We start from the raw sequence: 24,153 nt of genomic DNA, 5'->3' as shown, positions 1-24,153 counted from the left end.
TACAGCCGAGCCTCACCCGCTCGTCCTCCCCCATCTCGGAGGGGGCGACTCCCCGCATCCGCCCGCAAGCCGCCCGGCACGGGTGCACCACGCTCCTGTCCGCCGCCGGTGTGCAGCGCGGCTCATGACGGAGATCCTGGGCCACTCGCAGATCGCCGTCACGGTGAACATCGACACCACACCCACGTCTCCGACGATCACCGGAGGGAGCCGATGGAGCACCTGAACCGGCCGCTGCGGCGCTGGCCCGGCGCAGTCCTGAGTGAGCTACTGCCGTCGGTTGTTACCGTCAAAGGCCCCCGCAGCGCGATGCTGCGGGGGCCTTTGTCCTGGTGGGCGCGGACGGTTTCGAACCGCCGACATCTGCTTTGTAAGAGCAGCGCTCTACCCCTGAGCTACGCACCCGTGGAATAAGGCAACAGCGTACATGGCCGACGGGTGGGTCCCGCAAACCGATACCGGGGTGTAGTGGGTCGGGTGCGGGGTGAACTGATCGGGCCGTGTCTTCGTCCATAGCTGGTGGGAGAATGAAGCGGACCGGGCACGGCGGCGGACACAGCACGGGAGAGGGATCGTGGCGGCGACCGAGGACAGGGGTGGGACGGCGCCCGGGATCACCGGCACGCTGCGGTTGGCGCTCGCCTTGCCGCTGCTGGTCGGCGCGCTGTTGCCGCAGGCCTTCGCCAGCGGGGGGACGCGGCGGTGGTTCGGGGGGCGGGACGAGAGCCGGCGGGCCGAGGCGCAGGCCGCCAAGGACGCCGCCGCGGCCGCGTTCTACGAGCTCGACACCGCCCAGCGCGGGCTGGTCATCTCCATCGAGACGATCACCGCCGTGGACGACTCCGCGGACGCCCGCCGCGCCGTCGAGGGCTTCGCGGCGCTCGGCCGGCGGATCGACGAGGTCAGCCACACCTACATCACCGCCGTCGACGCCCACGACCTCGACCGCGTCGAGCTGGACGCCGCCACCGCCGGCCGCGCCCGTACCGAGCTGGAGCGGGCCAAGGACGAGCTCGTACGCGTCAAGGGGGAGCTCGACCGTTTCGAGCAGGGGCTCGCGCCGCTGCTCGGCCGGGCCGAGACCCAGCTGGCCCGGCTCGCCCCCGCCGTCGAGCGGGCGCGACAGGCGCTCCGAGCCGCGAGCGGTGCTCTCGACGCCACCCGCGAGGCCGGCCTGCGCGCCGACGATCTCGCCGGGCGCCTCGCCGCCCTCGGCCCCGAGCTGACCAAGCTCAACGAAGGGGCCGGGCGGCATGGCGTGAGCGAGACGCTGCAGCGCGCCGACACGGTCGTGCGGGAGGCCGAGGGCGTGCGGGCCGAGGCCGCCCGGCTGCCCGAGCGGGCCGCCGAGATCGACAAGCGCCTCGTCTCCCTCCGTACCCGCGCCCAGGCCCTCGCCACCCGTGCCGAGGGCGTCGAGCCCGTCCTCTCCGAACTGCGCCGTCGCTTCTCGGCCGCCTGCTGGCAGGACCTCCAGCACGTGCCCGAGCAGGCCGCCACCGCCGCCCACCAGGCCGAGGAGCGGCTCGCCGAGGCCGCGAAGGCGCGCGCCGAGCAGCGCTGGCCCGACGCCACCGCCCTGCTCGCCACCACCCGCGCCCTGCTCAACACCGCCGACGAGGGCGTCTCCGCCGCCGGCGAGCGGCTCCGCCGGCTCAATGCCGTCGCCAAGGACCCCCAGGCCGAGATCGACCGCACCCGCTTCGTCGTACGCGACGCCCAGCGGCTCGCGATGGCCGGCCGCACCACCCCCGACCCCCGGCACGCGCGCCCCCTCGACGAGGCCGTGGCCCGGCTCGACCGTGCCGTCGGCACCCTCGACAGCGGCCGCCACCCCGACTACTGGGCCTTCCTCACCGAGCTGGAGGCCATCCGCGCGACCGCCGGCCAGGTCGTCGAACGGATTCGTGAGGAGCGCGGCAAGCCGTAACCTGTGCCCATGCCTCGTTACGAGTACCGCTGCCGGACCTGCGACGACACCTTCGAGCTCAGCCGGCCCATGGCCGAGTCCGGCGACCCCGCCTCCTGCCCCGCCGGGCACGACGACACCGTCAAGATGCTCTCCGCCGTCGCCGTCGGCGGCACCGCCGCGCAGAGCGGCCCGCCCGCCGGTGGCGGGGGTTGCTGCGGCGGGGGCTGCTGCGGCTAGGGCGGGGCTTGGCACTACTGCGGTGCCCGCGGGCGTCGGGCGTCCCCGCTCGGGCACTCGGGCCGCCAGGAAGCCGTCCCGTCAGGGGCGCTCGGCCCTGAGGCGGCCGTCCCTCACGGGGCCGTTCCGCCCGCGTTGCGGATCAGGCGCTGGAGCACCTTCAGCGTGGTGACGTAGTCCTTGTCGTCGATCCCCTCGTGCAGGGCGGCGCGGATCGCGGGGGCGTTGCGTGCGATGTCGACGCGGGCCTGTTCCCCCTCCGCGGTGAGCCACAGCCGGTCCTCCGCGTCCCTGGTCACCCAGCCGCGCTCCAGGAGCACCTCCGCCTCCGCCGACAGGTCGTCCTCCGGTCGGATGTAGGAGGCCATGGCCTCCCGCAGCTCGGGCACGGTCATCCCCTCGCCGTCGGGCGAGATGTCGTTCTTCGACAGGTTGCAGCCAGAACTGGGGCTGTGAGTAGCCCTTCTCGACCAACTGGGCCCGGGTGTACGCGATGAGCGCCTCGTAGGCGAGACCCGTCCAATAGGCGGCGGGCTGTCCGGCGAGGCCGGCGTCGGAGATCTGCTGGGTCGGCATGTGTTGTCCCCTCCTGGCGCTTCGGATACCCGGACCCGCACCCCGTGCGGGCCCTACGGAGACGCTAGGACCTCAAGTGCGCTTGAGGACAAGCGCGTGATCTTCCGGGCGGCCACGCCCGGCCAGGCCGGTGGCAGGGGGGGCAGCGGGCAGCGGGCAGCGGGTACGGGACTCTAGCTGTCCAGGTATCTCAGTACCGCCAGGACCCTCCTGCTGTATCCCTCGCTGCTGCCCGTCAGTTGCAGTTTGTCGAAGATCGCGTTGATGTGTTTCTCCACCGCGCTCCGCGACACGTGCAGCCGTTCCGCCACCGACGCGTTCGTGTGGCCCTGGGCCATCGCCGCGAGGACCTCCGTCTCGCGGGGGGTCAGGCGGGCCAGGGGGTCGGTGTGGGTGGAGCGGGCCAGGAGGCGGCGGACGACCTCCGGGTCGAAGGCGGTGCGGCCCTGGCCGACCCGGTCCAGGGCGTCCAGGAAGTCGTCGACCTGGGCCACGCGGTCCTTCAGGAGGTAGCCGACGCCGCCCCCGGTGCCGTCGGTCAGCAGCTCCGTCGCGTAGCGCTTCTCCACGTACTGCGAGAGCACCAGGACGCCCACCTGGGGCAGCCTGGCGCGGATGTCCAGGGCGGCGCGCAGGCCCTCGTCGGTGTGGGTGGGCGGCATGCGGACGTCGGCGACGACCACGTCCGGCGGGTCGGCCTCGACGGCGGCGAGGAGTTCGACGGCCGTGCCGACGGCGGCCCGTATCTCGTGGCCCTCCTCGGCGAGCAGCCGTACGAGTCCCTCGCGCAGCAGGGTCGAGTCCTCGGCGAGCATCACACGCACGGCAGCTCCGCCCCGATCACCGTCGGGCCGCCCGCCGGGCTGTCGACCGCGAACCGTCCGTCGAGCGCGGCCACCCGGCTCGCCAGTCCGGCCAGGCCGCTGCCCGTCGCGGCGTTCGCGCCGCCCGCGCCGTCGTCCCGTACCCGTACGTCCAACACGCCGTCCTCCCAGATCACTTGTACGTCCACTCCGCTCGCCCCCGCGTGCTTCACGACGTTCGTCACGGCCTCCGCGACGAGGAAGTAGGCGGCCGTCTCGACCGACCTGGGCAGGGGGCGGGGTACGGCGAAGGTCAGGCGGAGCGGTAGCGGACTCCGCTCCGCCACCGCCTCCAGGGCCGGGCGCAGGCCGGCCTGGTCGAGGATCGCGGGGTGCACCCGCCAGGCCACCTCGCGGAGTTCGGCCAGGGCTCGGCGGCTCTCCTCGTGGGCCTGGCGCAGCAGTTCGGCGGTGCGCCCGGGGTCCTGGCCGCGGCGGGCGCGGCCGATCAGCATGCCGAGGGCGACGAGTCGTTGCTGGACGCCGTCGTGCAGGTCGCGCTCGATGCGGCGGCGTTCCTCGTGGACGACGTCCATGATCTCGGCGCGGCTCGCGGCGAGTTCGGCGATCCGGGCCTCCAGCGCGTCGGACTGGCTGGGGCCCAGCAGGCGCGTGGCCAGTTCCGATTCCATCCGCGCGACCTGGCCGGTCCCTTGCGCGGAGAGGAAGAGGAGCAGCAGGCCGCCCAGGCCGCCCAGCACCACCGTCAACGGCTGCCGCAGGTCGACGAACAGCCAGCCGGCGAGGGCGAAGAGCAGATACCCGGTGCCGATGAGCGCACAGCTCAGCACCACCCCGCCCAGCAGGCCGAGCGGCCAGCGCGCCGTCAGGTAGGCGAGGGTGCGCCGCTGCCCGTACGGGGGCAGCCGGACGCCCAGCAGGCGGTCGAGGCGCCACCGTTCCAGCCGTACCAGCCGCTCCGCGGCGCCGGTGGCCGCGCGCCGGCCGCGCGGCCACGCCAGGAGGGGGAGCAGCAGGAGTCCGGCCACCGCCTCCAGGAGCGCGAGGACGGCGCCGAGGGCGAGGGCGGCCACCGTCCCGGCCGGACGGGTCGCCCGGGCGAAGTGCTTCATGATCGTCCACGCTAGCCCGCCGCGGCCGCGCGCACCCTGCGGATTTCCACACCCATCCCTACGGCCGGCAGCAGTCCCCCGCGAGCCGTGGGTTTCTAGCGTCGACGCCATGGAGACCTGGATCAACAGCCTCATGGACACCCTCGGCGCGCCCGGCGCGGGCCTCGCCGTCGCCCTGGAGAACCTCTTCCCGCCCATCCCGAGCGAGGTGATCCTGCCGCTGGCGGGCTTCGCCGCCTCCACGGGGCGGATGAACCTGCTCGCCGTGCTGCTGTGGACGACCGCCGGGTCGGTGATCGGCGCGCTGGCCCTGTACGGGGTGGGGGCGCTGTTCGGGCGGGAGCGGGTGCTGGCGATCGCCGCGCGGCTGCCGCTGGTGAAGGTGGCGGACATCGAGCGTACGGAGGCGTGGTTCGCGCGGCACGGCACGAAGGCGGTGCTGTTCGGCCGGATGGTGCCGATCTTCCGCAGCCTGATCTCGGTGCCGGCCGGGGTCGAGCGGATGCCGCTGCCGGTCTTCCTCGCCCTGACGACCCTCGGCAGCGCGCTGTGGAACACCGCCTTCGTCCTCGCCGGCCATGTGCTCGGCGAGAACTGGGCGCAGGTCACCGACTACGTGTCGGTCTACTCGAAGGCGGTGCTCGTCACAGCGCTCGCGGCGGCCGCGGGTCTCGTGGCCCTCCGGCTCGTACGGGCGGTCAGGCGGGGTCCGGGAGGGCGGCGGGCTCGCCGTTGATCCGCGGGGCGTTGATCCGCGGTGCCGTGTGGGCCGCGGCCGTCGCCCGGAAGCGGCGCACGATCTCCTCGCCCGCGGCCACGCCCCGCTCGGTCAGCGCCTCGACGTGCGGCGCGGTCCAGGCGGTGTCGGCGAGCTCGCCGTGGCCCGGGCGCCAGCCCCGGTCGGCGGCGAGCAGCAGGTCGGCGTCGAGGAGCGAGTCGCCGGCGGCCAGGGTGAGGGTGGCGCCGGTGCGGCGGGCGACCTCGCGCACGGCCGCGCTCTTGGTGAGCGGCTTCGGCACGGCGTACACCTTGCGGCCCTGCAGCGACACCGTCCAGCCGCGCTCCCCCGCCCACTCGGTGAACCGCTCCAGCCAGTCCCGCGGCATCCGCTCGCGCTCGATGACGAGATAGGCGAACAGGTCCTCGGCGACCCGGTGCTTGCGCACCCAGGACAGGTCGGTGGTGGCGGTGAAGTAGGCGCGGATCTCGGCGAGCGGGGCGCACGCGTCCGCGACCCGGCGGCGTACGCCGTCGTGCCAGTCGAGGTCGGTGACGCCGTCGACGAGGAGGTGCCCGCCGTTGGCGCAGATCGCGTACGCGGGGGTGGTGTCGCCGAGCAGCCGGATGCGCTGGTACTGCTTGCGGGTGCGGGTGGTGGTCGGCACGAAGACGGTCTCGGCGGCGAGTTCGCGCAGCTGGGCCGCAGCGTCCTCGGTCAGGTACGAGAGCGGCTTGGACTCGTGGACCTCGACGCACAGCAGCCGGGGTGCCTGCGGGTCGGGCATGCCGAGCGCGAGCGCGGCGGTGGAGTAGATGAGGGTGCGGTCGAGGTCGCTGGCGACGAGGACGCTGCGGTCGGCGGTCATCGGGACACCACCGCCCGGCCGTCGGCGCCGGTCGCCCCGCGCGTGTACTGGGGGTGGATCAACCCGACGCAGCTGTACGGCAGGTCGTCGACCTCCTCCACCGGTACGCCGCGCTGCTCGGCGAGCAGCCGTACGTGCGCCAGGTCGGCGCCCGCGCCCCGCTGGGCCAGGATCTTCCACGGCACGCGGCGGAGCAGCACCCGGGTGGTCTCGCCGACGCCGGGCTTCACCAGGTTGACGTCGTTGATGCCGTACGCGGTGCTGATCCGTTCGACGGCCGCCCAGCCCTCCCAGGTGGGGGTGCGGTCGGCGGCGAGGAGCTCCTTGACGTCGGCGTCGACGGCGCCGGTGACCTCGTCGAAGCGGGTGGCGACGGCGTCGAGGAACGCGCCGGACACGTCGGCGCCGGCCAGCTCCCGGTAGAACTTGGCGCCGTGGAAGTCGTGCGGGCCGACCAGGTCGGAGCGCAGGACGGTGCGCGAGATCAGGCCCGAGACGGTGGAGTTGAGGCAGGCGGAGGGGATGAGGAAGTCCTCGCGGGTGCCGTAGGTGCGGACGCAGGAGCCGGGGTCGGCGAGGACGGCGATCTCCGGGTGGAAGCCGGGGAAGTCCCTGAGGGCCTCGGTGAGCTCGCGGGTGATGGCGCCCTTGCCGGTCCAGCCGTCGACGAAGACGACGTCGGCGGGGTCGTGGTGCGCGGCGAGCCAGCGCAGCGCGTTGGCGTCGATGCCGCGGCCGCGGACGATGGAGACGGCGTAGTGCGGGAGCTCCAGGCCGTGCCGGTGCCGCGCCCAGCGGCGCATCAGCACGCCGACGGGGGTGCCGGCGCGGGCCAGCGACACCAGGACGGGCCGCGGGGACCGCTCGGCGAGCACGGTCTCGGTGACGGTGCCGACGGCGCGGGCGATCCGGGCGGCGGAGGCGTCCAGGGCGGTGTGGAACAGCTCCTGGTAGCGCGCGTCGGGCTGGTACTCGACCGGCAGCGACTCGGCGTAGTGGGCGCCGCCGCTCTGGATGGCCTCTTCGCGCTCCTCGGTCGGCGCTTCGAGCTCGACGTCCGAGAGGTCCTGGAGTAGCCAGCCGACCTCCTCGGGTGCGTACGAGGAGAAGGCGGGGCCGCGGAGGGGCTCGGGCAGCATGGAGCTCCTTTCGGGAGCTTCGGGGGCCTGGGGCGCTTCGGGAGCTCCGGGGGCCTGGGGTACGTACGAGGGGACGACGGCGAGCACGACGTGCGGTATGTGCGCGGCGAGCTGGGCGAGCAGTCCGTCCGGCGCGTGCAGCTCGGGGGTGTCGGCGACGGAGTCGACGACGGCGACGACCGCGTCGAAGCCGCCGCCGGCGACGTTGTAGGCGTACCGCTCGCCGGGGCCGTCGGCGGGGGCGTCGTGGGCGGGGAAGACGAGCCGGGTCCTTATGGCGTAGCCGGGGTCGTCGACGGCGAGGACGGGCGAGCGGGTGGTGGTGGAGTACCGGACGTCGGCCCCGGCGCGCTCCAGCTCTTCGGCGAGCCGCAGCGGGGCGTACATGAGCTCCTCGAAGCCGAGGACGAGGACGCGGGGGCGGGGGCGGGCGACGCCGTCGGCGGCCGGCCCGTCGGCGGCCGGCCCGTCGGCGGCCGGCCCGTCGGCGGCCGGCCCGTCGGCGGCCGGCCCGTCGGCGGCCGGCCCGTCGGCGGGGCGGGGCGTCCGCGGGGCGGGCTGCCCGGTGGCGCATGCGGCAGCGTCGGGCTGGGGGGCCAGGGCGCCGGTGTCACGGGCCGGCGCGGGATGGTGGGCCGCGGCACCGGTCTCGCGGGCCGGGGCGTGAGGGTGGCCGAGGGCCTCGGCGAGGCGCCTCCCCAGGGTGGGGAGCGCTGCCTCCAGACGGGCGCGGTGGTCGGGGGTGAAGCCGTGCCGCCCGCCGTCGGGCACACCGGCCGGCCACGGGAGCTCGACGCGCACGGGGGCCCGGCGCGGCGGGCGCGGGCCGGGGACGGCGGCCGCCTCGTGTCGGGCGACCAGTTCCCGGCCCCTGGCGAGGACGCCGTCCGGCAGGCCGACCGTGCCGGCCGCCAGGGTGACGAGGTCGACGCGGGCGCCGAGCTCGGCGGCGAAGGCGGAGAGGCGGGCGCGGTCGGCGGGGCCGCGCATGTCGACCAGGGCGACGACCACGTACCGCTCGCGCGGGTGGCGTTCGTGGAGGTCGCGGATGGTGTTGAGGACGGTGTTGCCGGTGGAGAACTCGTCGTCGACGAGGACGAGCGGGCCGTCGCCGGCGAGCAGCTTCGGGTCCTCGGGGAGCAGGAGGTGGGAGGTGGCGTGGGAGTGGGACTCCTCGAAGCCGCCCGCGGCGGCGACGCCGGCGACCGGGCGCCGGGTGGAGTGGAGGTAGGGGGCGAGCGCCAGGCCGTCGGCGACGCTGTGGCCGAGCCCGGTGGCGGTCTCGGCGTAGCCGAGGACGACGGCCCGGGCCGCCTCCTCGTCGCCGAGCAGCTTCCGTACCCGTGCCCCCAGGTCGTGGCCCGCGTCCCGCACCACCGAGGGGCGCTGCGGCACGTGCTTGCCGAGCACGTTGGAGACGAGCAGATGGGCGCGCTTGGGGTTGCGACGCAGTGCGAGGCCCAGCAGGTCGGGCAGCGCCTCGTCGCCGATCAGTTCGACGCCCAGTCGCTCCGCGACCCAGGTTCCGGTCCACACCACGTCGTTGTCGTCCCTTCGTCAGCTGTCGGGCCGGCCGGCCGTGAGGGCGGCGAGGCCGGTGGTGAGCAGCTCCACGAAGCCGACGTCCTCGCGGGCGACGCCGAAGACCTCGGCGCGCCGCAGGGTTCGTTCGGCCCACGCGCGGTGCGGCTTCACCTCGTTCATCTTGTTCGTATAGGCGGATCGGAGCACGCCGCCACCACCGCGTTCCGGCCGCAGGATGTCCTGGGCGTCGCTGAACTCCTCGTGGCTGACCACGGAGAGCGCGTGCACGGGCAGGACGTGGGTGGGGTGGATGCAGGTCTTGCCGAGGAGTCCGTTGGCGCGGTCGAGCTCGATCTCGCGGAGCAGCCCGTCGAGGTCGTGCTCGATGAGGGCCGTGCGCAGGTCCTCGGCGCGGCCCTCCAGGAAGGGGCTGCGGCGCAGCTGGGGCTTGAACATGCGCTCGCCGGGCCGGAAGTACTCCCAGACGGGTCCGGTGATGGTGAAGCCGCTGCCGTCGGAGCGGCCGAGGACGTTGACGACGTCGCCGATGACGGCGGCGACGATCTGGACGTCGTAGGCGGTCATGTCGGGCGAGCGGCGCAGCCCGTAGTTGGAGCAGAAGTCGGTGACGCCGAGGCGGACGGCGAGGATGCGCTCGCGGTACTTGCCGGTGAGGGAGGCGATGCCGGCCAGGGTCTCGGCCCGGCTCTCCAGGTGGAGCAGCTCGGGGGACTCCAGGACGGGCATGGCGAAGAGCCGGCGGCCGCAGGCCTGCTCGGCGAGCGTCAGGGCTTCGAGGAAGGGGCGGCCGCGGGTCTCGGTGAACTTCGGCAGTACGAATCCGGACAGCAGCCGGACCGTTTCGCCGAGCCGGGCGACAAGGTCGGTGATCTGGTGCGGTTCGCGGACCCGGATGAAGAGCAGGGGCAGGTCGGCGGCAGCGTCGCCGGGCGCCTGCGCGGCGAGGTCGGCGAACTGATGGACCAGGTTGGCCTCGCCCGCCTCCACCTCGGCGTCGCTGATGGAGTCCTCCAGGCAGAGCACCATGGAGACGACTCCGCGCGCGGCCTGCTTGCGCACGGCGTCGGCGAGCCGTGGCCGGGTGGCCGGGCTGTAGAGCGTGGCCCCGAGGGCCACGGCGAGCGTGCGCGAGTCGGAGTCGGCCGTGAACGCGGCCGGCTCCTGGTGGAACAGCCCGTTCCGCACCGCGGACGGGATGTGCCCGAAATGACGCATGTATCTCCCCCGACTGGCCTGGACGACCCTGACGACATGTGGCCGGTAATAGTACGTAGGTGAGGGTGTCCGTAGTTCCCCGCGTACGTGAAGTTCAGGTAACTCGTCCGCTTCCGACCCCCCGCGTTGTCCGGAAGGCGCCCGGGCAGGGAAGATGACCGGCATGACGCACGCGATGCTGAAGGGCTCCAACGTCCCTCTCGACACCGCGGCCGTACGGGCCGTGCTCCGCTGGACGCCGGGAACCGGGGTGCCCGACGTGGACGCCTCGGCCCTGCTGGTCGGCCCGGACGGGCGCGTGCGGTCCGACGAGGACTTCGTCTTCTACAACCAGCCGCGGCACCCCTCGGGGCTGGTCCGCCATCTGGCGAAGCAGCGCGGCCCGGAGGGTCTGACGGACACGGTCGAGGCCGACCTGGGCCGGCTCGACGCCGCGGTCGACCAGGTGGTGATCGCCGCCTCCTCGGACGGCGGCACCTTCCGTTCCGTCTCCGACCTGCGAATCCTGCTGTACGACGCGGCCGCGGGCGCGGCGGACCGGGAGCCGCTGGCGGTCTTCGACGTGTCGGCGGAGACCGGCGAGGAGACGGCGATCATCTGCGGCGAGCTGTACCGGCGCGGGGAGGGCTGGAAGTTCCGGGCGGTGGGCCAGGGCTATCCGACCGGTCTGGTCGGGCTCGCCACCGACTTCGGCGTGTCCGTGGACGACGCGGCGGCGGAGGGCGGCTCCGAGGGGGCTTCCGCGGCGCCCGCGCACGACCCGGACGCGACGATGGTCCATCCGCAGCCGCCCGCGCCGTCGGCCGAGCCGACGCCGTCCCCGGCCTCCGGGGTGCCCACGGCGCCCGCCACGCCGCCGCCGAACGTGCCGCCGCAGCCCACGTCCGCCCCCGCGCCGGCGTACGGCTACCCGCAGCCGGCCGGGGCCCCCGTGCGCGCTCCCGCGTACGGCTATCCGCACGCGGCGCCCGAGTTCCGGATGCCGCCGATGGGGCCGCAGTTCCTCGGGCGCTGACGCGGCGCCCGGTCAGGTCTTGGACTTGTAGCCGCGGCCCCACTGCAGCCCCCAGCCGTACAGCCGGTCCAGCTCGGCCTGGAAGCCGTACACGAAGCGCACCTCGCGGCGGACGACGAGCTCGTTCCTGACGTTCTCGACGGTGAAGACCGCGCAGGAGCGGGCCTGCGGTGCGCGCTCGTCCAGCTCGATCTCGATCCGCGGGCCGTTGCTCGGGTAGAGGGTGACCTTGGCGTGCGTGCGGTCGAAGGCCGGGGTCTGGTCGTAGATGTAGACGAAGAACAGCAGGCGCTTGATCTCGTCCCGGTGGTCCAGGTTGACGAAGATCGTCTCGCCGGAGGGCGCGCCGAACCGGTCGTCGCCGCTGAGGCGTACGTACGGGGGCTCGTTCAGCTCGCCGAAGAAGCCGCCGAGCGGCTGCACCACGCCCTTGCTGCCGTCGGCCAGCTCGTAGAGGCAGCCGAGGTCGAGGTCGACGTTGACCACGCCCTGGGTGTGGGCCTGGACCTCCTCGGGCTTGAAGAGCTTGAGGGGGTGGCGCAGCAGGCTGGTGGACCGGCGGGGGCCCTCGATGTCGGAGGTCCGCATCCGCCAGGAGAGGTTGACCCGGAGGTTTCCGGTGGCGGCGCCCTGTTTGGACAGGGAGACGCTGGGCCGGCGTTTCGTCAGGTCGATCGAGTTCGACGCGGCACTTCCCGAGTCGAACGGCTCTCCCCTGCCCGGAAAGAGATTGTCCAGGAAGCCCATGGCTTCGCACCCCCCACTTGTCCCCACCGTCACCGCGCGTCGCGGGCGCTTCCCCCTGTCACGCGCCGCGGGGCGGCCGGGTGCTCCGGCCGCCCCGCAGTGAAGCGTTCCTCATTGTCGGTGCTGTCACACCCCCGGATCACACTCCGGACGTGACCTCGGCCTTGTCGCCCGAGGCGTCAGCTTTTCCCTCGGCCGCCGCGAGGGCCTTGTTGCGGCGGACGGAGGACCAGAAGGACCAGGCGATGAGGGCCACGCCGATGCCGCCGGTGACGATCTCGGGGATCTCGTACTGGATGGTGATCATGAGGACCACGGCCAGGGCGCCGATGGCGTAGTGGGCGCCGTGCTCCAGGTAGACGTAGTCGTCGAGGGTGCCCTGGCGGACCAGGTAGACGGTCAGCGACCGCACGTACATGGCGCCGACGCCGAGGCCGAGGGCCATCAGGACGATGTCGTTGGTGATGGCGAAGGCGCCGATGACGCCGTCGAAGGAGAAGGAGGCGTCGAGGACCTCGAGGTAGAGGAACATGAAGAAGGCGGCCTTGCCGGCGAGCTGGACTGCCGAAACCTTCTTGCCGGTGCGCTTGGCCTCTTCCTCGGCCTCGTGCTCGCGCTCCTCTTCCTCCTCCAGCTTGTTCTCGAAGTAGCCGGAGAGACCGCCGACGACGAGGTACGTGATGAGGCCGGCGATGCCGGAGATCAGCACCGTCTGCGCCTTGTCGACGTGGACGCCGCCGTGCTGGTGGGCGTGGGTCGCGAAGGTCATCGCGGTGATCAGCAGGACGACCAGCGCGATGCAGACCGACAGCATGTCGACCTTGCCGAGCTTGGCCAGCGGGCGCTCGATCCAGCGCAGCCACTGGATGTCACGGTCCTCGAAGATGAAGTCGAGGAAGATCATCAGCAGGAACATGCCACCGAAGGCGGCGATCGACGGGTGCGCGTCGGTGACCAGTTCCTCGTACTTGTCAGGGTTGTTGAACGCCAGGTCGACGGCGTCGATCGGGCCGATCTTGGCACTGATCGCGACGATCACGACGGGGAAGACGAGCCGCATGCCGAAGACCGCGATGAGCACACCGACCGTGAGGAAGATCTTCTGCCAGAAGGCATTCATCTTCTTCAGGATTCCGGCGTTGACCACCGCGTTGTCGAAGGAGAGCGAGATCTCGAGGATGCAGAGGATGGCGACGACCCCGAAAGCCTCCCACCCCCCGTAGAGCACCGCGGCGACCAGGCCGAGGGCGGTGATCGCGAACGACCAGCCGAAGGTTTTCAGAACCACTGTCTACCCCATCGTGATATTTACGCGGCTTTACGAAACGTTGACCCCGAAGTCTAGAGCGATGCCCCGAAGGCCGGACGCGTACCCCTGTCCCACCGCCCGGAACTTCCATTCGCCGTTGTAGCGATAGAGCTCACCGAAGATCATGGCGGTCTCGGTGGAGGCGTCCTCGGAGAGGTCGTAACGGGCGAGTTCCTGGCCGTCCGCCTGGTTCACCACGCGGATGAAGGCATTGCTGACCTGGCCGAAGGTCTGACCGCGGTTGTCGGCCTCGTGGATCGAGACCGGGAAGATGATCTTGTCGCACCGCTCCGGCACCCGGGTGAGGTCCACGATGAGCGACTCGTCGTCGCCGTCACCCTCACCGGTGAGGTTGTCCCCGGTGTGTTCGACGGAGCCCTCGGGGCTCGTGAGGTTGTTGTAGAAGACGAAGTACTCGTCGCCGAGCACCCGGCCCGACTGGCACAGCAGGGCGCTGGCATCGAGGTCGAAGGGGGCTCCGGTGGTGGAGCGCGCGTCCCAGCCGAGTCCCACGAGCACCTGGGTGAGGTTGGGTGCGGCCTTGGAGAGGGAGACATTGCCTCCCTTGGCGAGCGTGACGCCCATGACGGTGGTTCCTCCCCGAGGGTTCTGCGGATGTGCGGCGCGGCGACGGCTCGGTGAGGCGATCGCGCGACGAGGCACGTCCGGCGCCGCACGGAGGTGCGGCGCCGGACGGGATGCGGTGTGTCGGCTCAGACGTTGACGCCGAAGTCCTGCGCGATGCCGCGCAGGCCCGAGGCGTAGCCCTGACCGACCGCGCGGAACTTCCACTCCGCGCCGTTGCGGTACAGCTCGCCGAAGACCATGGCGGTCTCGGTCGAGGCGTCCTCGGACAGGTCGTACCGCGCGATCTCGGCGCCGCCGGCCTGGTTCACGACGCGGATGAACGCGTTGCGGACCTGGCCGAAGGACTGCTGGCGGTTGTCGGCGTCGTAGATCGACACCGGGAAGACGATCTTGGCGACGTCGGCGGGGACGGTGGCCAGGTTGACCTTGACCTGCTCGTCGTCGCCCTCGCCCTCGCCCGTCAGGTTGTCGCCGGTGTGCTCGACGGAGCCGTCGGCGCTCTTCAGGTTGTTGAAGAAGACGAAGTCCCCGTCGCTGCGGACCTTGCCCTCCGCGTTCACCAGGATGGCGCTGGCGTCGAGGTCGAAGTCCGTACCGGTGGTGGTGCGGACGTCCCAGCCCAGACCGACGGTGACGGCGGTCAGGCCAGGGGCCTCCTTGGTCAGCGAGACGTTGCCGCCCTTGCTGAGGCTGACTCCCACGAGTCCCTCCATTGGTTTCCAGGGGCAGCGCCCCCAGTCGTGCGTTGGCATCGGATCAACGTCTGGATCCTAGTGACGGGTTCCCAGTCGAAACAGACGTTTCGCCCGAGTGTTGGCGGGCGATCGCCCTGGAGGACGCGGGAAGGGGCCCGCGGGTTCTCAGAGCGCCGCCAGCGCCTTCGCGTACGCGTCGACGTCACGGGCGTCCGGCAGGGCGTTGACGACCGACCAGCGGACCACGCCCGCCGTGTCGATGACGAAGGTGCCGCGCACGGCGCAGCCCTTGTCCTCGTCGAGGACGCCGTAGGCGCGGGAGACCTCGCCGTGCGGCCAGAAGTCGGAGAGCAGCGGGAACTCCAGGTCCTCCTGCTCGGCGAAGACGCGCAGGGTGTGGATGGAGTCGTTGGAGACGGCGAGCAGCTGGGTGTCGTCGTTCACGAAGGTGTCGAGGTGGTCGCGCAGTGCGCGCAGTTCGCCCGTGCACACACTCGTGAAGGCGAAGGGGTAGAAGAACAGCACCACGTTCTTGGCGCCCCGGAACGCGGAGAGCCGCACGGTGCGGCCGTGGTTGTCCTTCAGCTCGAAGTCCGGGGCCTCGGCGCCGATCTCGATCGCCATCGCGTACGCATCCCTTCGCCTACGGCCCAGCCTTTGGGCCGTATCGGTGAAACCCACCCTAAGGGGCGAGGGGACCCGCGGTGTGCGGGCAGAGCGGAGCCCCCGCCGGCGTGACCGGCGGGGGCTCCGTGCGGCGTTGGGGGATCAGCGCTTGGGAGCGGCCAGGCGGGTGCCGACCCAGTCCTTGGCGACGCTGATGCTCTTGGTCTGGGAGAGACCAGCGGTCTGCGCGGCATCCTGGATGTCGCTCGGCTCGATGTAGCCGTCGCGGCCGGTCTTCGGCGTCAGCAGCCAGATGTTGCCGCCGTCCTCCAGAAGACCGATGGCGTCCACCAGGGCGTCGGTGAGGTCACCGTCCTCGTCACGGAACCACAGCAGCACGACGTCGGCGACGTCGTCGTAGTCCTCGTCCACGAGATCCTGGCCAATGATGGACTCGATGCCCTCACGGAGATCCTGGTCGACGTCGTCGTCGTAGCCGATCTCCTGGACCACCTGTCCGGGCTCGAACCCCAGCCTCGCTGCCGGGTTGGTCCGCTCCTCCGCGTGGTCCGCGGTCGCGCTCACGGCTTGCCTCCTGATCATGTATCGGAAAATGCTTGGTCCGCGCGCGTACGCGCGGCGCTGGCCGTAGTCCACACGTGCCGGGGCTGATCGCGCAAGTACCCGGCCGATGAGACCGCCGAAACGGTGACGTTTGGGGCCGTCTCGCCGCAACTTCCGGCGAAGACCCGTCGCGCTCCGTGACCAATCCTGCACTCTTCGCCCCACATTGTGGGTCTCTGAGGCTTCAGTCTGCCGAACATGCTGCCGAAACGCATGCGCGGGATGGGCGTAAGGTTGCGATTTGACCGAACAAGGCACCCCGCGGGGGTTACCCCTCGGTAAAGATGACGTTTGGCGTCGGCGGGGTACACGATGAACATCCCGGCCTCAACGGGGCTCCGGTCCCCCGCGGGCTCCACCGACCAGCGAAGGAACAGCGTGGCTTCCGCATCCGATCGCAACCCGATCATCATTGGCGGCCTTCCCAGCCAGGTCCCGGACTTCGATCCCGAAGAGACCCGGGAATGGCTCGACTCCCTCGACGCCGCCGTCGACGAGCGGGGCCGGGAGCGCGCCCGCTACCTCATGCTGCGGCTGATCGAGCGGGCCCGCGAGAAGCGCGTCGCGGTGCCCGAGATGCGCAGCACGGACTACGTGAACACCATCGCCACCAGGGACGAGCCCTTCTTCCCCGGCAACGAGGAGATCGAGCGCAAGGTCCTCAACGCCACCCGCTGGAACGCGGCCGTGATGGTCTCGCGCGCCCAGCGCCCGGGGATCGGCGTCGGCGGCCACATCGCGACCTTCGCCTCCTCCGCCTCTCTGTACGACGTCGGCTTCAACCACTTCTTCCGCGGCAAGGACGAGGGTGACGGCGGCGACCAGATCTTCTTCCAGGGGCACGCCTCCCCCGGCATCTACGCCCGCGCCTTCCTCCTGGACCGGCTGAACGAGAGGCAGCTCGACGCCTTCCGCCAGGAGAAGTCGAAGTACCCCGACGGCCTGTCCTCCTATCCGCACCCGCGGCTCATGCCGGACTTCTGGGAGTTCCCGACCGTGTCGATGGGCCTCGGCCCGCTCGGCGCGATCTACCAGGCCCGGATGAACCGCTACATGGAGGCGCGCGGCATCGCCGACACCTCCCGGTCGCACGTGTGGGCCTTCCTCGGCGACGGCGAGATGGACGAGCCGGAGTCGCTCGGCCAGCTGACCCTCGCGGCCCGCGAGAACCTCGACAACCTGACCTTCGTCGTCAACTGCAACCTGCAGCGGCTCGACGGCCCGGTGCGCGGCAACGGCAAGGTCATCCAGGAGCTGGAGTCGGTCTTCCGCGGCGCCGGCTGGAACGTCATCAAGCTGATCTGGGACCGCTCCTGGGACCCGCTGCTCGCCCAGGACCGCGACGGCATCCTCGTCAACAAGATGAACACGACGCCGGACGGGCAGTTCCAGACGTACGCGACGGAGACCGGCGCCTACATCCGGGACCACTTCTTCGGCGACGACCAGCGGCTGCGCGCCATGGTGCAGAACATGACCGACGACCAGATCCTGCACCTGGGCCGCGGCGGTCACGACCACAGGAAGATCTTCGCGGCGTTCTCGGCGGCCAAGGCCCACAAGGGCCAGCCGACCGTGATCCTCGCCAAGACCGTCAAGGGCTGGACCCTCGGCCCCAACTTCGAGGGCCGCAACGCGACCCACCAGATGAAGAAGCTGACGGTCGACGACCTCAAGGGCTTCCGCGACCGGCTGCACATCCCGATCACGGACAAGCAGCTGGAGGAGGGCCTGCCGCCGTACTACCACCCGGGGCGGAACTCCGAGGAGATCCAGTACATGCACGACCGCCGCAAGGCGCTCGGCGGGTACGTGCCGACCCGCGTGGTGCGCGCCAAGCCGCTGGTCCTGCCCGACGACAAGACCTACGCCGCGGTGAAGAAGGGCTCGGGCCAGCAGTCGATCGCCACGACGATGGCCTTCGTCCGGCTCCTGAAGGACCTGATGCGGGACAAGGAGATCGGCAAGCGCTTCGTGCTGATCGCGCCCGACGAGTACCGCACCTTCGGCATGGACTCGTTCTTCCCGAGCGCCAAGATCTACAACCCGCTCGGCCAGCAGTACGAGGCGGTGGACCGCGAACTGCTCCTCGCCTACAAGGAGTCCCCGACCGGCCAGATGCTGCACGACGGCATCTCCGAGGCGGGCTGCACCGCCTCGCTGATCGCCGCCGGCTCGGCGTACGCCACGCACGGCGAACCGCTCATCCCGGTCTACGTCTTCTACTCGATGTTCGGTTTCCAGCGCACCGGCGACCAGTTCTGGCAGATGGCGGACCAGCTCGCCCGCGGCTTCGTGCTCGGCGCCACCGCCGGCCGCACCACCCTGACCGGCGAGGGCCTCCAGCACGCCGACGGCCACTCTCACCTGCTCGCCTCGACCAACCCGGCCTGCGTCGCCTACGACCCGGCCTTCGGCTTCGAGATCGCGCACATCGTCCAGGACGGTCTGCGCCGCATGTACGGCCCCGAGGCCGAGGACGTCTTCTACTACCTGACGGTCTACAACGAGCCGATCCAGCACCCGGCCGAGCCGGAGAACGTGGACGTCGAAGGCATCCTCAAGGGCATCCACCTCTACCGGCGCGGCGAGGCCGGAGCGATCCCCGCGCAGATCATGGCCTCCGGCGTCGGCGTGCCGTGGGCCCTGGAGGCCCAGCGGATCCTCGCCGACGAGTGGAACGTCCGCGCCGACGTCTGGTCCGCCACGTCCTGGAACGAGCTGCGCCGCGAGGCCGTGTCCGTCGAGGAGCACAACCTGCTCCACCCGGACGAGGAGCAGCGCGTGCCGTACGTGACCCGCAAGCTCCAGGGCGCCCAGGGCCCGTTCGTGGCGGTCTCCGACTGGATGCGCTCGGTGCCGGACCAGATCTCCCGCTGGGTGCCGGGTCCCTACACCTCGCTGGGCGCGGACGGCTTCGGCTTCGCGGACACCCGGGGTGCGGCCCGTCGCTACTTCCACATCGACGCGCAGTCGATTGTGCTCGCGGTCCTCACGGAGCTGGCCCGCGAGGGCAGGGTGGACCGCTCGGCCCTGAAGCAGGCCGTGGACCGCTACCAGCTGCTCGACGTCTCGGCCGCCGACCCGGGCGCCGCGGGCGGCGACGCGTAGCGCATATCCGCTGGTGAGGGCGGTGGGGCCGTGGCCCTGCCGCCCTTCCGCGTTCCCTACGATGCGGTCATGAAGGATCGCTGGGAAGAGCGCACCCAGACGCCGCTGCTGGTGCTGGCGGTGGCGTTCGGGATCGCCTATGCCGTGCCCATCGTGGCACCGGACGCCGCCCCCTGGGTGCACCGGCTGTGCACCCATGTGGAGTGGGCGGTGTGGGCGGCGTTCGCCCTGGACTATCTCGTACGGCTGGGGCTCGCGCCGTCCCGCTGGACCTTCGTGCGCGGGCATCCGCTGGATCTGCTCGCGGTGATACTGCCGATGGTGCAGCCGCTGCGGCTGCTCAGGGTGGTCGCCACTCTCCTCCTCGTGGGCCGGCGGGCCCGGATGGCCCCGCAGATAACGCTCACCATGTACGTGGGGGGCGCGGTGATCGGGCTGATGATGTTCGGCTCGCTCGCGGTGCTGCACGTGGAGCGGGACGCGCCGAACGGCAACATCAAGACGCTGGGTGACGCGGTCTGGTGGTCCTTCACCACGATGACCACCGTCGGTTACGGCGACCACGCCCCGACGACGGGCCTGGGCCGGGTGCTCGCGGTGGGTCTGATGCTGTCCGGGATCGCCCTGCTGGGTGTGGTCACGGCGAATATCGCCGCCTGGTTCATCTCCCGTTTCGAGCGGGACGACGAGGTCGAGCGCCGACAGACCGAGCTCCTGGAGGCGCTGACCCTGGAGGTGCGGGAGCTGCGGGCCGAGGTCGCGCGCCTCTCGGCCCCGCCGTCCGGCACCCCGGACGGACCCGAGGTCCCCTCCCCTACCTCTCCCAGATCTTGAAGGCCCGGACCTGGTAGGGCGTCTGGGGTACCCACACGCCTCTGCCCGGATAGGTCTCGAACTCGCCGGTCTCCGCGCACACCGCCGACTGGTACGTGGTGACCGGGCGTCCGGTGCGGTTGGCCAGGGACTGAGCGCTCGTGCCCGCCGGCAGGGCAATACAGCTCTCGATGTCCACCGAGGCCAGCTCCTGGTTCTGCGCGCGCCCCTTGAAGTCGGCCTTGGGCCACAGGCACAGCTGCCCGGGCCCGCAGGCGCCGAGGGCGGTGCCGCTGGGCGCGGCGCTCGCGGGCGCCGCGAGAAGGGCTGTCAGGACGGCTCCGACGGCCAGGACGGTCTTCGTATACATGCTGGTGAACCCCCGTTTCGTCACTCTCTGTAATCGAGAGCATGGCGGACGTCACCCGCCGAACGGAAGGGGGGCCGCCCCCGTTCACGCGAACGGGTGACGACCCCCTACGGGAACCCTGAGCGCACCGCGAGGCCCGCCGAGTCGGTCGGGCCCCGCGAGCCCGCGAGGACGGCGAACCTGCCCGCCCCTAGATGTGGGCCGCGCCCGCGCCCGCCTCCGCGTTCTCGCCGCGCTTGGTGAGCGTGGCGACCAGGGCCGCGCCCACGGCGACGACACCGGCGACGGTGAAGGCCAGGCCCATGCCCTCCATGAACGTGTCGTGGATGACCTTGCCGATCGTCGCGGTGAGCTCGGGGGTCATGCCCGGCGCCTTGCCCAGCTCCTCCGGCACCATGCCGAACTCCGCCGCCTGCTCCAGGCGCGGGTCGGCCGGCACCGGGATGCCGGCGTCCTTCCAGTTCTCGGCGAAGGCGCTCGACACCTTGGACGACATGACCGCGCCGAGCACCGCCGTACCCAGCGCGCCGCCGACCTGCATCGCGGCCTGCTGCAGACCGCCGGCCACGCCCGAGAGCTCGAGCGGCGCGTTGCCGACGATGACCTCGGTGGCACCGACCATGACCGGGGCGAGGCCCAGACCCAGGAGCGCGAACCAGAGGGACATCGCGAGCGCGCCCGTGTCGGGCGTGAGCGAGAGCATGCCGAACATGGCGGCGGCCGTGCAGACCATGCCGCCGACCAGCGGCACCCGCGGGCCGAACTTGGTGATCAGCGCGCCGGCCAGCGGCGAGGAGACGATCATCATGCCGGTCAGCGGCAGCAGCGCCAGACCGCTGTCGACCGGGCTCAGGCCCTTCACGCCCTGGAGGTAGAAGGTCACGAAGAACAGGCCGCCCATGAAGGCGAAGGCCATGAGGACCATGAGGACCACACCGGCCGACAGCGGCACGGAGCGGAACATCTTCAGCGGTATGAGCGGTTCCTTGACCTTCGTCTCCCACAGGGCGAAGACGCCGAAGAGGACCACCGCGCCGATCAGGCAGCCCCAGGTCTTCCCGCTGCCCCAGCCCCAGGACTCGCCGGCCTTGATGATGCCCCAGATGAGGGAGGCCATCGCGGCGGAGAGCAGCAGGATGCCGAGGACGTCGAAGGAGCGCGGGGCGTTCTCGGCGCGGTGGTCCTTGAGGATCACCAGGCCGAGGACGAGCGCGAGGACGCCGACCGGCACGTTGATGAAGAAGACGGACTGCCAGCTGACCTTCTCGACGAGCAGGCCGCCGACGATGGGACCGCCCGCGGTCGAGGCGCCGATCACCATGCCCCAGATGCCGATGGCCATGTTGAGCTTCTCGGCCGGGAAGGTGGCGCGCAGCAGGCCGAGGGCGGCCGGCATCAGCAGGGCGCCGAAGAGGCCCTGGAGCACCCGGAAAGCGATGACGAGGGCGATCGAGTTCGACAGGCCGATCGCGCCGGACGCGGCGGCGAAGCCGGCGATGCCGATGAGGAAGGTCTGCCGGTGCCCGAAGCGGTCACCGAGCTTGCCGGCGGTGATCAGCGCGACGGCGAGGGCGAGGAGATAGCCGTTGGTTATCCACTGGACCTGGGCCAGCGAGGCCTCGAGGTCGTCCTTGATGGCGGGGTTGGCGATGGCGACGATCGTGCCGTCGAGCGCGACCATCATGACGCCCACGGCAACGCTGAAGAGCGTCAGCCACGGGTGACCGCGCAGTCCCTTCGCCGGGGCCGTCACGGGCGCCCGGTCACCCCCCTGACCCTGCGGGGCCTTTTCCACGGTGGTCTGACTAGTCATGCGAGCAGGCTAATGACAGCGACTGACAATTGACAAAGCGTTTCACACGGCGGTAACTGTCACGTACCTCACAGGTAGCCTGGCCCGGAAGAACTGGCGGGACATCGCGGAAATGGGGATCGACACGTGACCGTTCCCGGTCTGCGCGAGCGCAAGAAGCAGCGCACCCGCGACGCACTGATCCGGGTCGCCCTGGAGCTCTTCACCACCCAGGGGTACGAGCGGACCACCGTCGACGAGATCGTCGACGCCGTCGACGTCTCCCAGCGCACCTTCTTCCGCTACTTCGCCACCAAGGAGGACGTGGCCTTCGCCGTCCAGCAGATGGTGGAGGAACGGTTCGTGCGCGCGCTGGCCGGACGGCCGCCCGAGGAGGGCCCGCTCGCCGCGATGCGCAACGCGGTCCTCAGCGCCTGGGACACCATCGGCGAGGCGATCGCCGAGGTCGTGCCCGTCGAGCTGTACGTCCGTACCTTCCAGGTCATCGAGTCGACGCCCGCCCTCCTCGCCGTCCACCTGCGCCGCTCCACGGAGATGGAGGAGGCCATCGCCCGCCTGATCGCCGACCGCGAGGGGCTCGACGTGGACGAGGACCCGCGGCCCCGGATCGCGGTCGCCGCGTTCAGCGGGGTCATGCGGGTGACCGGGCAGCTCTGGGGCCGCAGCGAGGACCCCACCCTGGAGGCCATCCGCGCACTCACCGAGCACTACCTGGACCACTTGGCACCGGCCCTGGAACCGCACTGGCGGGCCTGAGCCGTACGAGCGGGACCGGCGTACGGGTGAACTCCCCTTGCCGAAAGGGCGGAAGCCGTACGAGCAGGACCGGCCTACGGGTGAACTCCCCTTGCTGCAAGGGCGGAAGCCGTACGAGGAGGACCGGCGTACGAGTGAACTCCCCTTGCCGACAGGGCGGGAGCCGGTGGCTGCGGGTGAGCCGGCGCGGTACGGCGTGAGCTCCGCGTACGACCGCGCGTACGCACCGTCACCACACGCCTCCTCCCCTGAGTGATCCGCGTCACTCGCGGTCCGGGCGTGCGGCGGCGCCCCCTAGGGTGGCGGCCAATGCCTTCCATCGACTCCTCCCCCACCCTCTCCGCCTGGCGCATACTGCTCGCCCTCGGCGTGGTGTTCGTCCTCCTCACGACCACCGGGTGGACCACGATCCGGCATCAGCGCACGCCAGGGCAGACGCGGGAGCAGGCGCTGGCCGCCTGGGCGCACGACCGGGCAGGCGGCCGCGCGCTGCCCGCCCCGACGGCCCCGGCCGACAAGGTCGCCGCCTTCTTCGCCGCCATCGGGCCCGCGCAGGGCGCCCGGCTGGCCGACGCCCACCCGCTCGTCGTCGGCAACCTCAACGGTGTCCCGGTGACGTTGCGCTACCGCGCCAACCGGGAATCCCTGTCCCGCGCCCTCGCCGCCGAGCGCGGCCGGGTGCACGACCCGCGGCTCACCGCGGACGGCCGCCACGAGGCGCTGCGCCGGGTGCACCGCTTCACCAGCCTGATGAGCCCCGAACGCCAGATCCTGGCCTTCGACCCCAACGGCACCGGCCGGACGGCGGAGGTCCTGGGCGACCTGGACCGGGCGCGGCGGGTGTCGGTGATCGTTCCGGGGGTCGACACCAATCTGCTGACCTTCCAGAAGACGGCCCGCCGTTATTCGGCGCCCGCCGGGATGGCCACGTCCCTCTACGCCGCGCAGCACCGGGCCGATCCCGGGGCCCGTACCGCCGTCATCGCCTGGGCGGACTACACCGCGCCCGTCGGCGTCGGCATCGAGGCGGCCATCGGGCGGCTGGCCGAGAGCGGCGCCGTCCGGCTCGTCGACCTGACCGCCGCCCTGCCCGGCGACGCGCGCGTGAGCCTCTTCTGCCACAGCTACGGCTCCGTACTGTGCGGGGTCGCGGCGCCGCGGCTGCCCGCGCGGGTCACCGACGTGGTCGTGGCCGGCAGCCCGGGCATGCGCGCCGAGAGCGCCGCCGACCTGGGGACCTCGGCCCGGATCTGGGCCATGCGGGACGCCGACGACTGGATCGCGGACGTGCCCCACCTGGAGGTCGGCGGGCTCGGGCACGGAACCGACCCGGTGGCCCCGGAGTTCGGGGCGCGACTGCTCTCGGCGGCCGGCGCGGTCGGACATACCGGCTATTTCGAGCCGGGCACCATGAGCGTGGAGAACTTCGCCGCGATAGGGGTCGGCGCCTACGCCGATCTGACCTGTGCGAGCACGGACAGCGCTTGCCTCCGTGGAATCTCCGGCGCGTGAGCTGTCCCACGCGCGTAGACGACGGCGAATTTACGGTGGTCGCGGAGG

At 71.7% G+C, this 24,153-nt stretch carries 21 protein-coding genes, 1 tRNA gene and 1 pseudogene; 8 read left to right on the top strand and 15 right to left on the bottom strand.

Features of this window, described 5'->3' with window-relative positions:
- Nucleotides 1-330: 330 nt before the first annotated feature.
- A tRNA-Val gene (locus ACIGXE_RS02870) sits at nt 331-405 on the bottom strand.
- A gap of 220 nt (nt 406-625) precedes the next feature.
- Between ACIGXE_RS02870 and ACIGXE_RS02865 the strand changes: the two genes are divergently transcribed.
- Together ACIGXE_RS02865 and ACIGXE_RS02860 are read left to right on the top strand one after the other, a co-directional pair.
- Nucleotides 626-1,930: a hypothetical protein gene (locus ACIGXE_RS02865; protein ID WP_399743709.1), complete on the top strand. Its 1,305-nt coding sequence runs from the start codon at nt 626-628 to the stop codon at nt 1,928-1,930.
- A 9-nt stretch (nt 1,931-1,939) separates the two neighbouring features.
- A complete protein-coding gene (locus ACIGXE_RS02860) occupies nt 1,940-2,149 on the top strand; it encodes a zinc ribbon domain-containing protein (protein WP_399742005.1) in 210 nt (69 codons plus the stop codon).
- 113 nt (nt 2,150-2,262) lie between these two features.
- On the opposite strand, the pseudogene ACIGXE_RS02855 reads toward ACIGXE_RS02860, so the two are convergent.
- From ACIGXE_RS02855 to ACIGXE_RS02845, 3 genes and pseudogenes are all read right to left on the bottom strand, one after another.
- Nucleotides 2,263-2,725: pseudogene (locus ACIGXE_RS02855) on the bottom strand (MarR family transcriptional regulator).
- Nucleotides 2,726-2,898: 173 nt separating this feature from the next.
- Nucleotides 2,899-3,549, bottom strand: coding sequence for a response regulator (locus tag ACIGXE_RS02850; RefSeq protein ID WP_399742003.1), 651 nt, complete (start codon nt 3,547-3,549; stop codon nt 2,899-2,901).
- Nucleotides 3,540-4,661 (bottom strand): sensor histidine kinase, encoded by a 1,122-nt coding sequence (locus ACIGXE_RS02845; protein ID WP_399742000.1) that lies wholly within the window; start codon nt 4,659-4,661, stop codon nt 3,540-3,542. Before ACIGXE_RS02845 ends, ACIGXE_RS02850 begins: the two co-directional genes overlap by 10 nt.
- 109 nt (nt 4,662-4,770) lie before the next feature.
- Here ACIGXE_RS02845 and ACIGXE_RS02840 point away from each other — a divergent pair, with 109 nt between their 5' ends.
- On the top strand, nt 4,771-5,397 hold the full coding sequence (locus ACIGXE_RS02840) for a DedA family protein (RefSeq protein ID WP_399741997.1): 627 nt from the start codon (nt 4,771-4,773) through the stop codon (nt 5,395-5,397).
- Here the strand turns inward: ACIGXE_RS02840 and ACIGXE_RS02835 are convergent.
- Genes ACIGXE_RS02835 through ACIGXE_RS02825 form a run of 3 tightly spaced genes read right to left on the bottom strand, consistent with a single transcriptional unit; the run spans nt 5,360 to nt 10,146 of the window.
- A complete protein-coding gene (locus tag ACIGXE_RS02835) occupies nt 5,360-6,247 on the bottom strand; it encodes an HAD family hydrolase (protein WP_399741994.1) in 888 nt (295 codons plus the stop codon). The genes ACIGXE_RS02840 and ACIGXE_RS02835 overlap by 38 nt on opposite strands.
- Complete coding sequence (locus ACIGXE_RS02830) at nt 6,244-8,925, bottom strand: phosphoribosyltransferase domain-containing protein (RefSeq protein WP_399741992.1); 2,682 nt, start codon at nt 8,923-8,925, stop codon at nt 6,244-6,246. The genes ACIGXE_RS02835 and ACIGXE_RS02830 overlap by 4 nt, the downstream gene beginning before the upstream one ends.
- An 18-nt stretch (nt 8,926-8,943) precedes the next feature.
- Nucleotides 8,944-10,146 carry an HpcH/HpaI aldolase/citrate lyase family protein gene (locus ACIGXE_RS02825; protein ID WP_399741989.1) on the bottom strand — a complete coding sequence of 401 codons (1,203 nt, stop codon included), beginning with the start codon at nt 10,144-10,146 and terminating at the stop codon, nt 8,944-8,946.
- Nucleotides 10,147-10,300: 154 nt separating this feature from the next.
- Here ACIGXE_RS02825 and ACIGXE_RS02820 point away from each other — a divergent pair, with 154 nt between their 5' ends.
- Nucleotides 10,301-11,161, top strand: coding sequence for a TerD family protein (locus ACIGXE_RS02820; RefSeq protein WP_399741986.1), 861 nt, complete (start codon nt 10,301-10,303; stop codon nt 11,159-11,161).
- A 12-nt stretch (nt 11,162-11,173) separates the two neighbouring features.
- Here the strand turns inward: ACIGXE_RS02820 and ACIGXE_RS02815 are convergent, their stop codons facing one another.
- From ACIGXE_RS02815 to ACIGXE_RS02790, 6 genes are all read right to left on the bottom strand, one after another.
- Nucleotides 11,174-11,908 carry a Tellurium resistance gene (locus ACIGXE_RS02815; protein WP_399741983.1) on the bottom strand — a complete coding sequence of 245 codons (735 nt, stop codon included), beginning with the start codon at nt 11,906-11,908 and terminating at the stop codon, nt 11,174-11,176.
- Nucleotides 11,909-12,047: 139 nt separating this feature from the next.
- A complete protein-coding gene (locus tag ACIGXE_RS02810) occupies nt 12,048-13,196 on the bottom strand; it encodes a DUF475 domain-containing protein (RefSeq protein WP_399741981.1) in 1,149 nt (382 codons plus the stop codon).
- A gap of 30 nt (nt 13,197-13,226) precedes the next feature.
- Nucleotides 13,227-13,802 (bottom strand): TerD family protein, encoded by a 576-nt coding sequence (locus tag ACIGXE_RS02805; RefSeq protein WP_399741978.1) that lies wholly within the window; start codon nt 13,800-13,802, stop codon nt 13,227-13,229.
- Between the two features lie 128 nt (nt 13,803-13,930).
- The gene (locus ACIGXE_RS02800) at nt 13,931-14,506 is read right to left on the bottom strand and encodes a TerD family protein (RefSeq protein ID WP_399741976.1); all 576 of its coding nucleotides are present in this window, start codon (nt 14,504-14,506) and stop codon (nt 13,931-13,933) included.
- Nucleotides 14,507-14,665: 159 nt separating this feature from the next.
- Nucleotides 14,666-15,124, bottom strand: coding sequence for a peroxiredoxin (locus tag ACIGXE_RS02795; protein ID WP_399741973.1), 459 nt, complete (start codon nt 15,122-15,124; stop codon nt 14,666-14,668).
- A gap of 144 nt (nt 15,125-15,268) precedes the next feature.
- Nucleotides 15,269-15,691, bottom strand: coding sequence for a DUF3052 domain-containing protein (locus tag ACIGXE_RS02790; protein WP_399741970.1), 423 nt, complete (start codon nt 15,689-15,691; stop codon nt 15,269-15,271).
- 417 nt (nt 15,692-16,108) lie between these two features.
- On the opposite strand from ACIGXE_RS02790, the gene aceE reads away from it, so the two are divergent.
- Nucleotides 16,109-18,841, top strand: coding sequence for a pyruvate dehydrogenase (acetyl-transferring), homodimeric type (aceE, locus tag ACIGXE_RS02785; RefSeq protein WP_399741967.1), 2,733 nt, complete (start codon nt 16,109-16,111; stop codon nt 18,839-18,841).
- 69 nt (nt 18,842-18,910) lie between these two features.
- Entirely contained in the window at nt 18,911-19,675 is a 765-nt protein-coding gene (locus ACIGXE_RS02780; RefSeq protein WP_399741964.1) for a potassium channel family protein, read from the top strand.
- On the opposite strand, the gene ACIGXE_RS02775 is transcribed toward ACIGXE_RS02780, so the two are convergent.
- Both ACIGXE_RS02775 and ACIGXE_RS02770 read right to left on the bottom strand, forming a co-directional pair.
- Nucleotides 19,656-20,024, bottom strand: coding sequence for a peptidase inhibitor family I36 protein (locus tag ACIGXE_RS02775; RefSeq protein ID WP_399741961.1), 369 nt, complete (start codon nt 20,022-20,024; stop codon nt 19,656-19,658). The two genes, ACIGXE_RS02780 and ACIGXE_RS02775, sit on opposite strands and share 20 nt — an antisense overlap.
- A gap of 190 nt (nt 20,025-20,214) precedes the next feature.
- A complete protein-coding gene (locus tag ACIGXE_RS02770; RefSeq protein WP_399741958.1) occupies nt 20,215-21,837 on the bottom strand; it encodes an MFS transporter in 1,623 nt (540 codons plus the stop codon).
- A gap of 126 nt (nt 21,838-21,963) precedes the next feature.
- Between ACIGXE_RS02770 and ACIGXE_RS02765 the strand changes: the two genes are divergently transcribed.
- Nucleotides 21,964-22,593, top strand: coding sequence for a TetR family transcriptional regulator (locus ACIGXE_RS02765; protein ID WP_399741955.1), 630 nt, complete (start codon nt 21,964-21,966; stop codon nt 22,591-22,593).
- 309 nt (nt 22,594-22,902) lie between these two features.
- Nucleotides 22,903-24,105, top strand: a complete 1,203-nt coding sequence (locus ACIGXE_RS02760; RefSeq protein WP_399741952.1) for an alpha/beta hydrolase — start codon at nt 22,903-22,905, stop codon at nt 24,103-24,105.
- The last annotated feature ends 48 nt before the right edge of the window (nt 24,106-24,153 follow it).

The sequence above is a fragment of the Streptomyces sp. NPDC053431 genome, from assembly GCF_044544925.1.
GTDB lineage: Bacteria > Actinomycetota > Actinomycetes > Streptomycetales > Streptomycetaceae > Streptomyces.
Note: the sequence above shows the minus strand (reverse complement) of the source record. Positions and strands in the feature narration are given on the sequence as shown.

Bases quoted from the DNA above. Each gene is read 5' to 3' on its own strand.
- ACIGXE_RS02835 (WP_399741994.1), bottom strand. From the start codon at position 6,247: ATGACCGCCGACCGCAGCGTCCTCGTCGCCAGCGACCTCGACCGCACC.
- ACIGXE_RS02775 (WP_399741961.1), bottom strand. From the start codon at position 20,024: ATGTATACGAAGACCGTCCTGGCCGTCGGAGCCGTCCTGACAGCCCTT.
- ACIGXE_RS02820 (WP_399741986.1), top strand. From the start codon at position 10,301: ATGACCGGCATGACGCACGCGATGCTGAAGGGCTCCAACGTCCCTCTC.
- ACIGXE_RS02760 (WP_399741952.1), top strand. From the start codon at position 22,903: ATGCCTTCCATCGACTCCTCCCCCACCCTCTCCGCCTGGCGCATACTG.
- ACIGXE_RS02860 (WP_399742005.1), top strand. From the start codon at position 1,940: ATGCCTCGTTACGAGTACCGCTGCCGGACCTGCGACGACACCTTCGAG.
- ACIGXE_RS02770 (WP_399741958.1), bottom strand. From the start codon at position 21,837: ATGACTAGTCAGACCACCGTGGAAAAGGCCCCGCAGGGTCAGGGGGGT.
- ACIGXE_RS02780 (WP_399741964.1), top strand. From the start codon at position 18,911: ATGAAGGATCGCTGGGAAGAGCGCACCCAGACGCCGCTGCTGGTGCTG.
- ACIGXE_RS02840 (WP_399741997.1), top strand. From the start codon at position 4,771: ATGGAGACCTGGATCAACAGCCTCATGGACACCCTCGGCGCGCCCGGC.
- ACIGXE_RS02825 (WP_399741989.1), bottom strand. From the start codon at position 10,146: ATGCGTCATTTCGGGCACATCCCGTCCGCGGTGCGGAACGGGCTGTTC.
- ACIGXE_RS02845 (WP_399742000.1), bottom strand. From the start codon at position 4,661: ATGAAGCACTTCGCCCGGGCGACCCGTCCGGCCGGGACGGTGGCCGCC.
- ACIGXE_RS02795 (WP_399741973.1), bottom strand. From the start codon at position 15,124: ATGGCGATCGAGATCGGCGCCGAGGCCCCGGACTTCGAGCTGAAGGAC.
- ACIGXE_RS02815 (WP_399741983.1), bottom strand. From the start codon at position 11,908: ATGGGCTTCCTGGACAATCTCTTTCCGGGCAGGGGAGAGCCGTTCGAC.
- ACIGXE_RS02805 (WP_399741978.1), bottom strand. From the start codon at position 13,802: ATGGGCGTCACGCTCGCCAAGGGAGGCAATGTCTCCCTCTCCAAGGCC.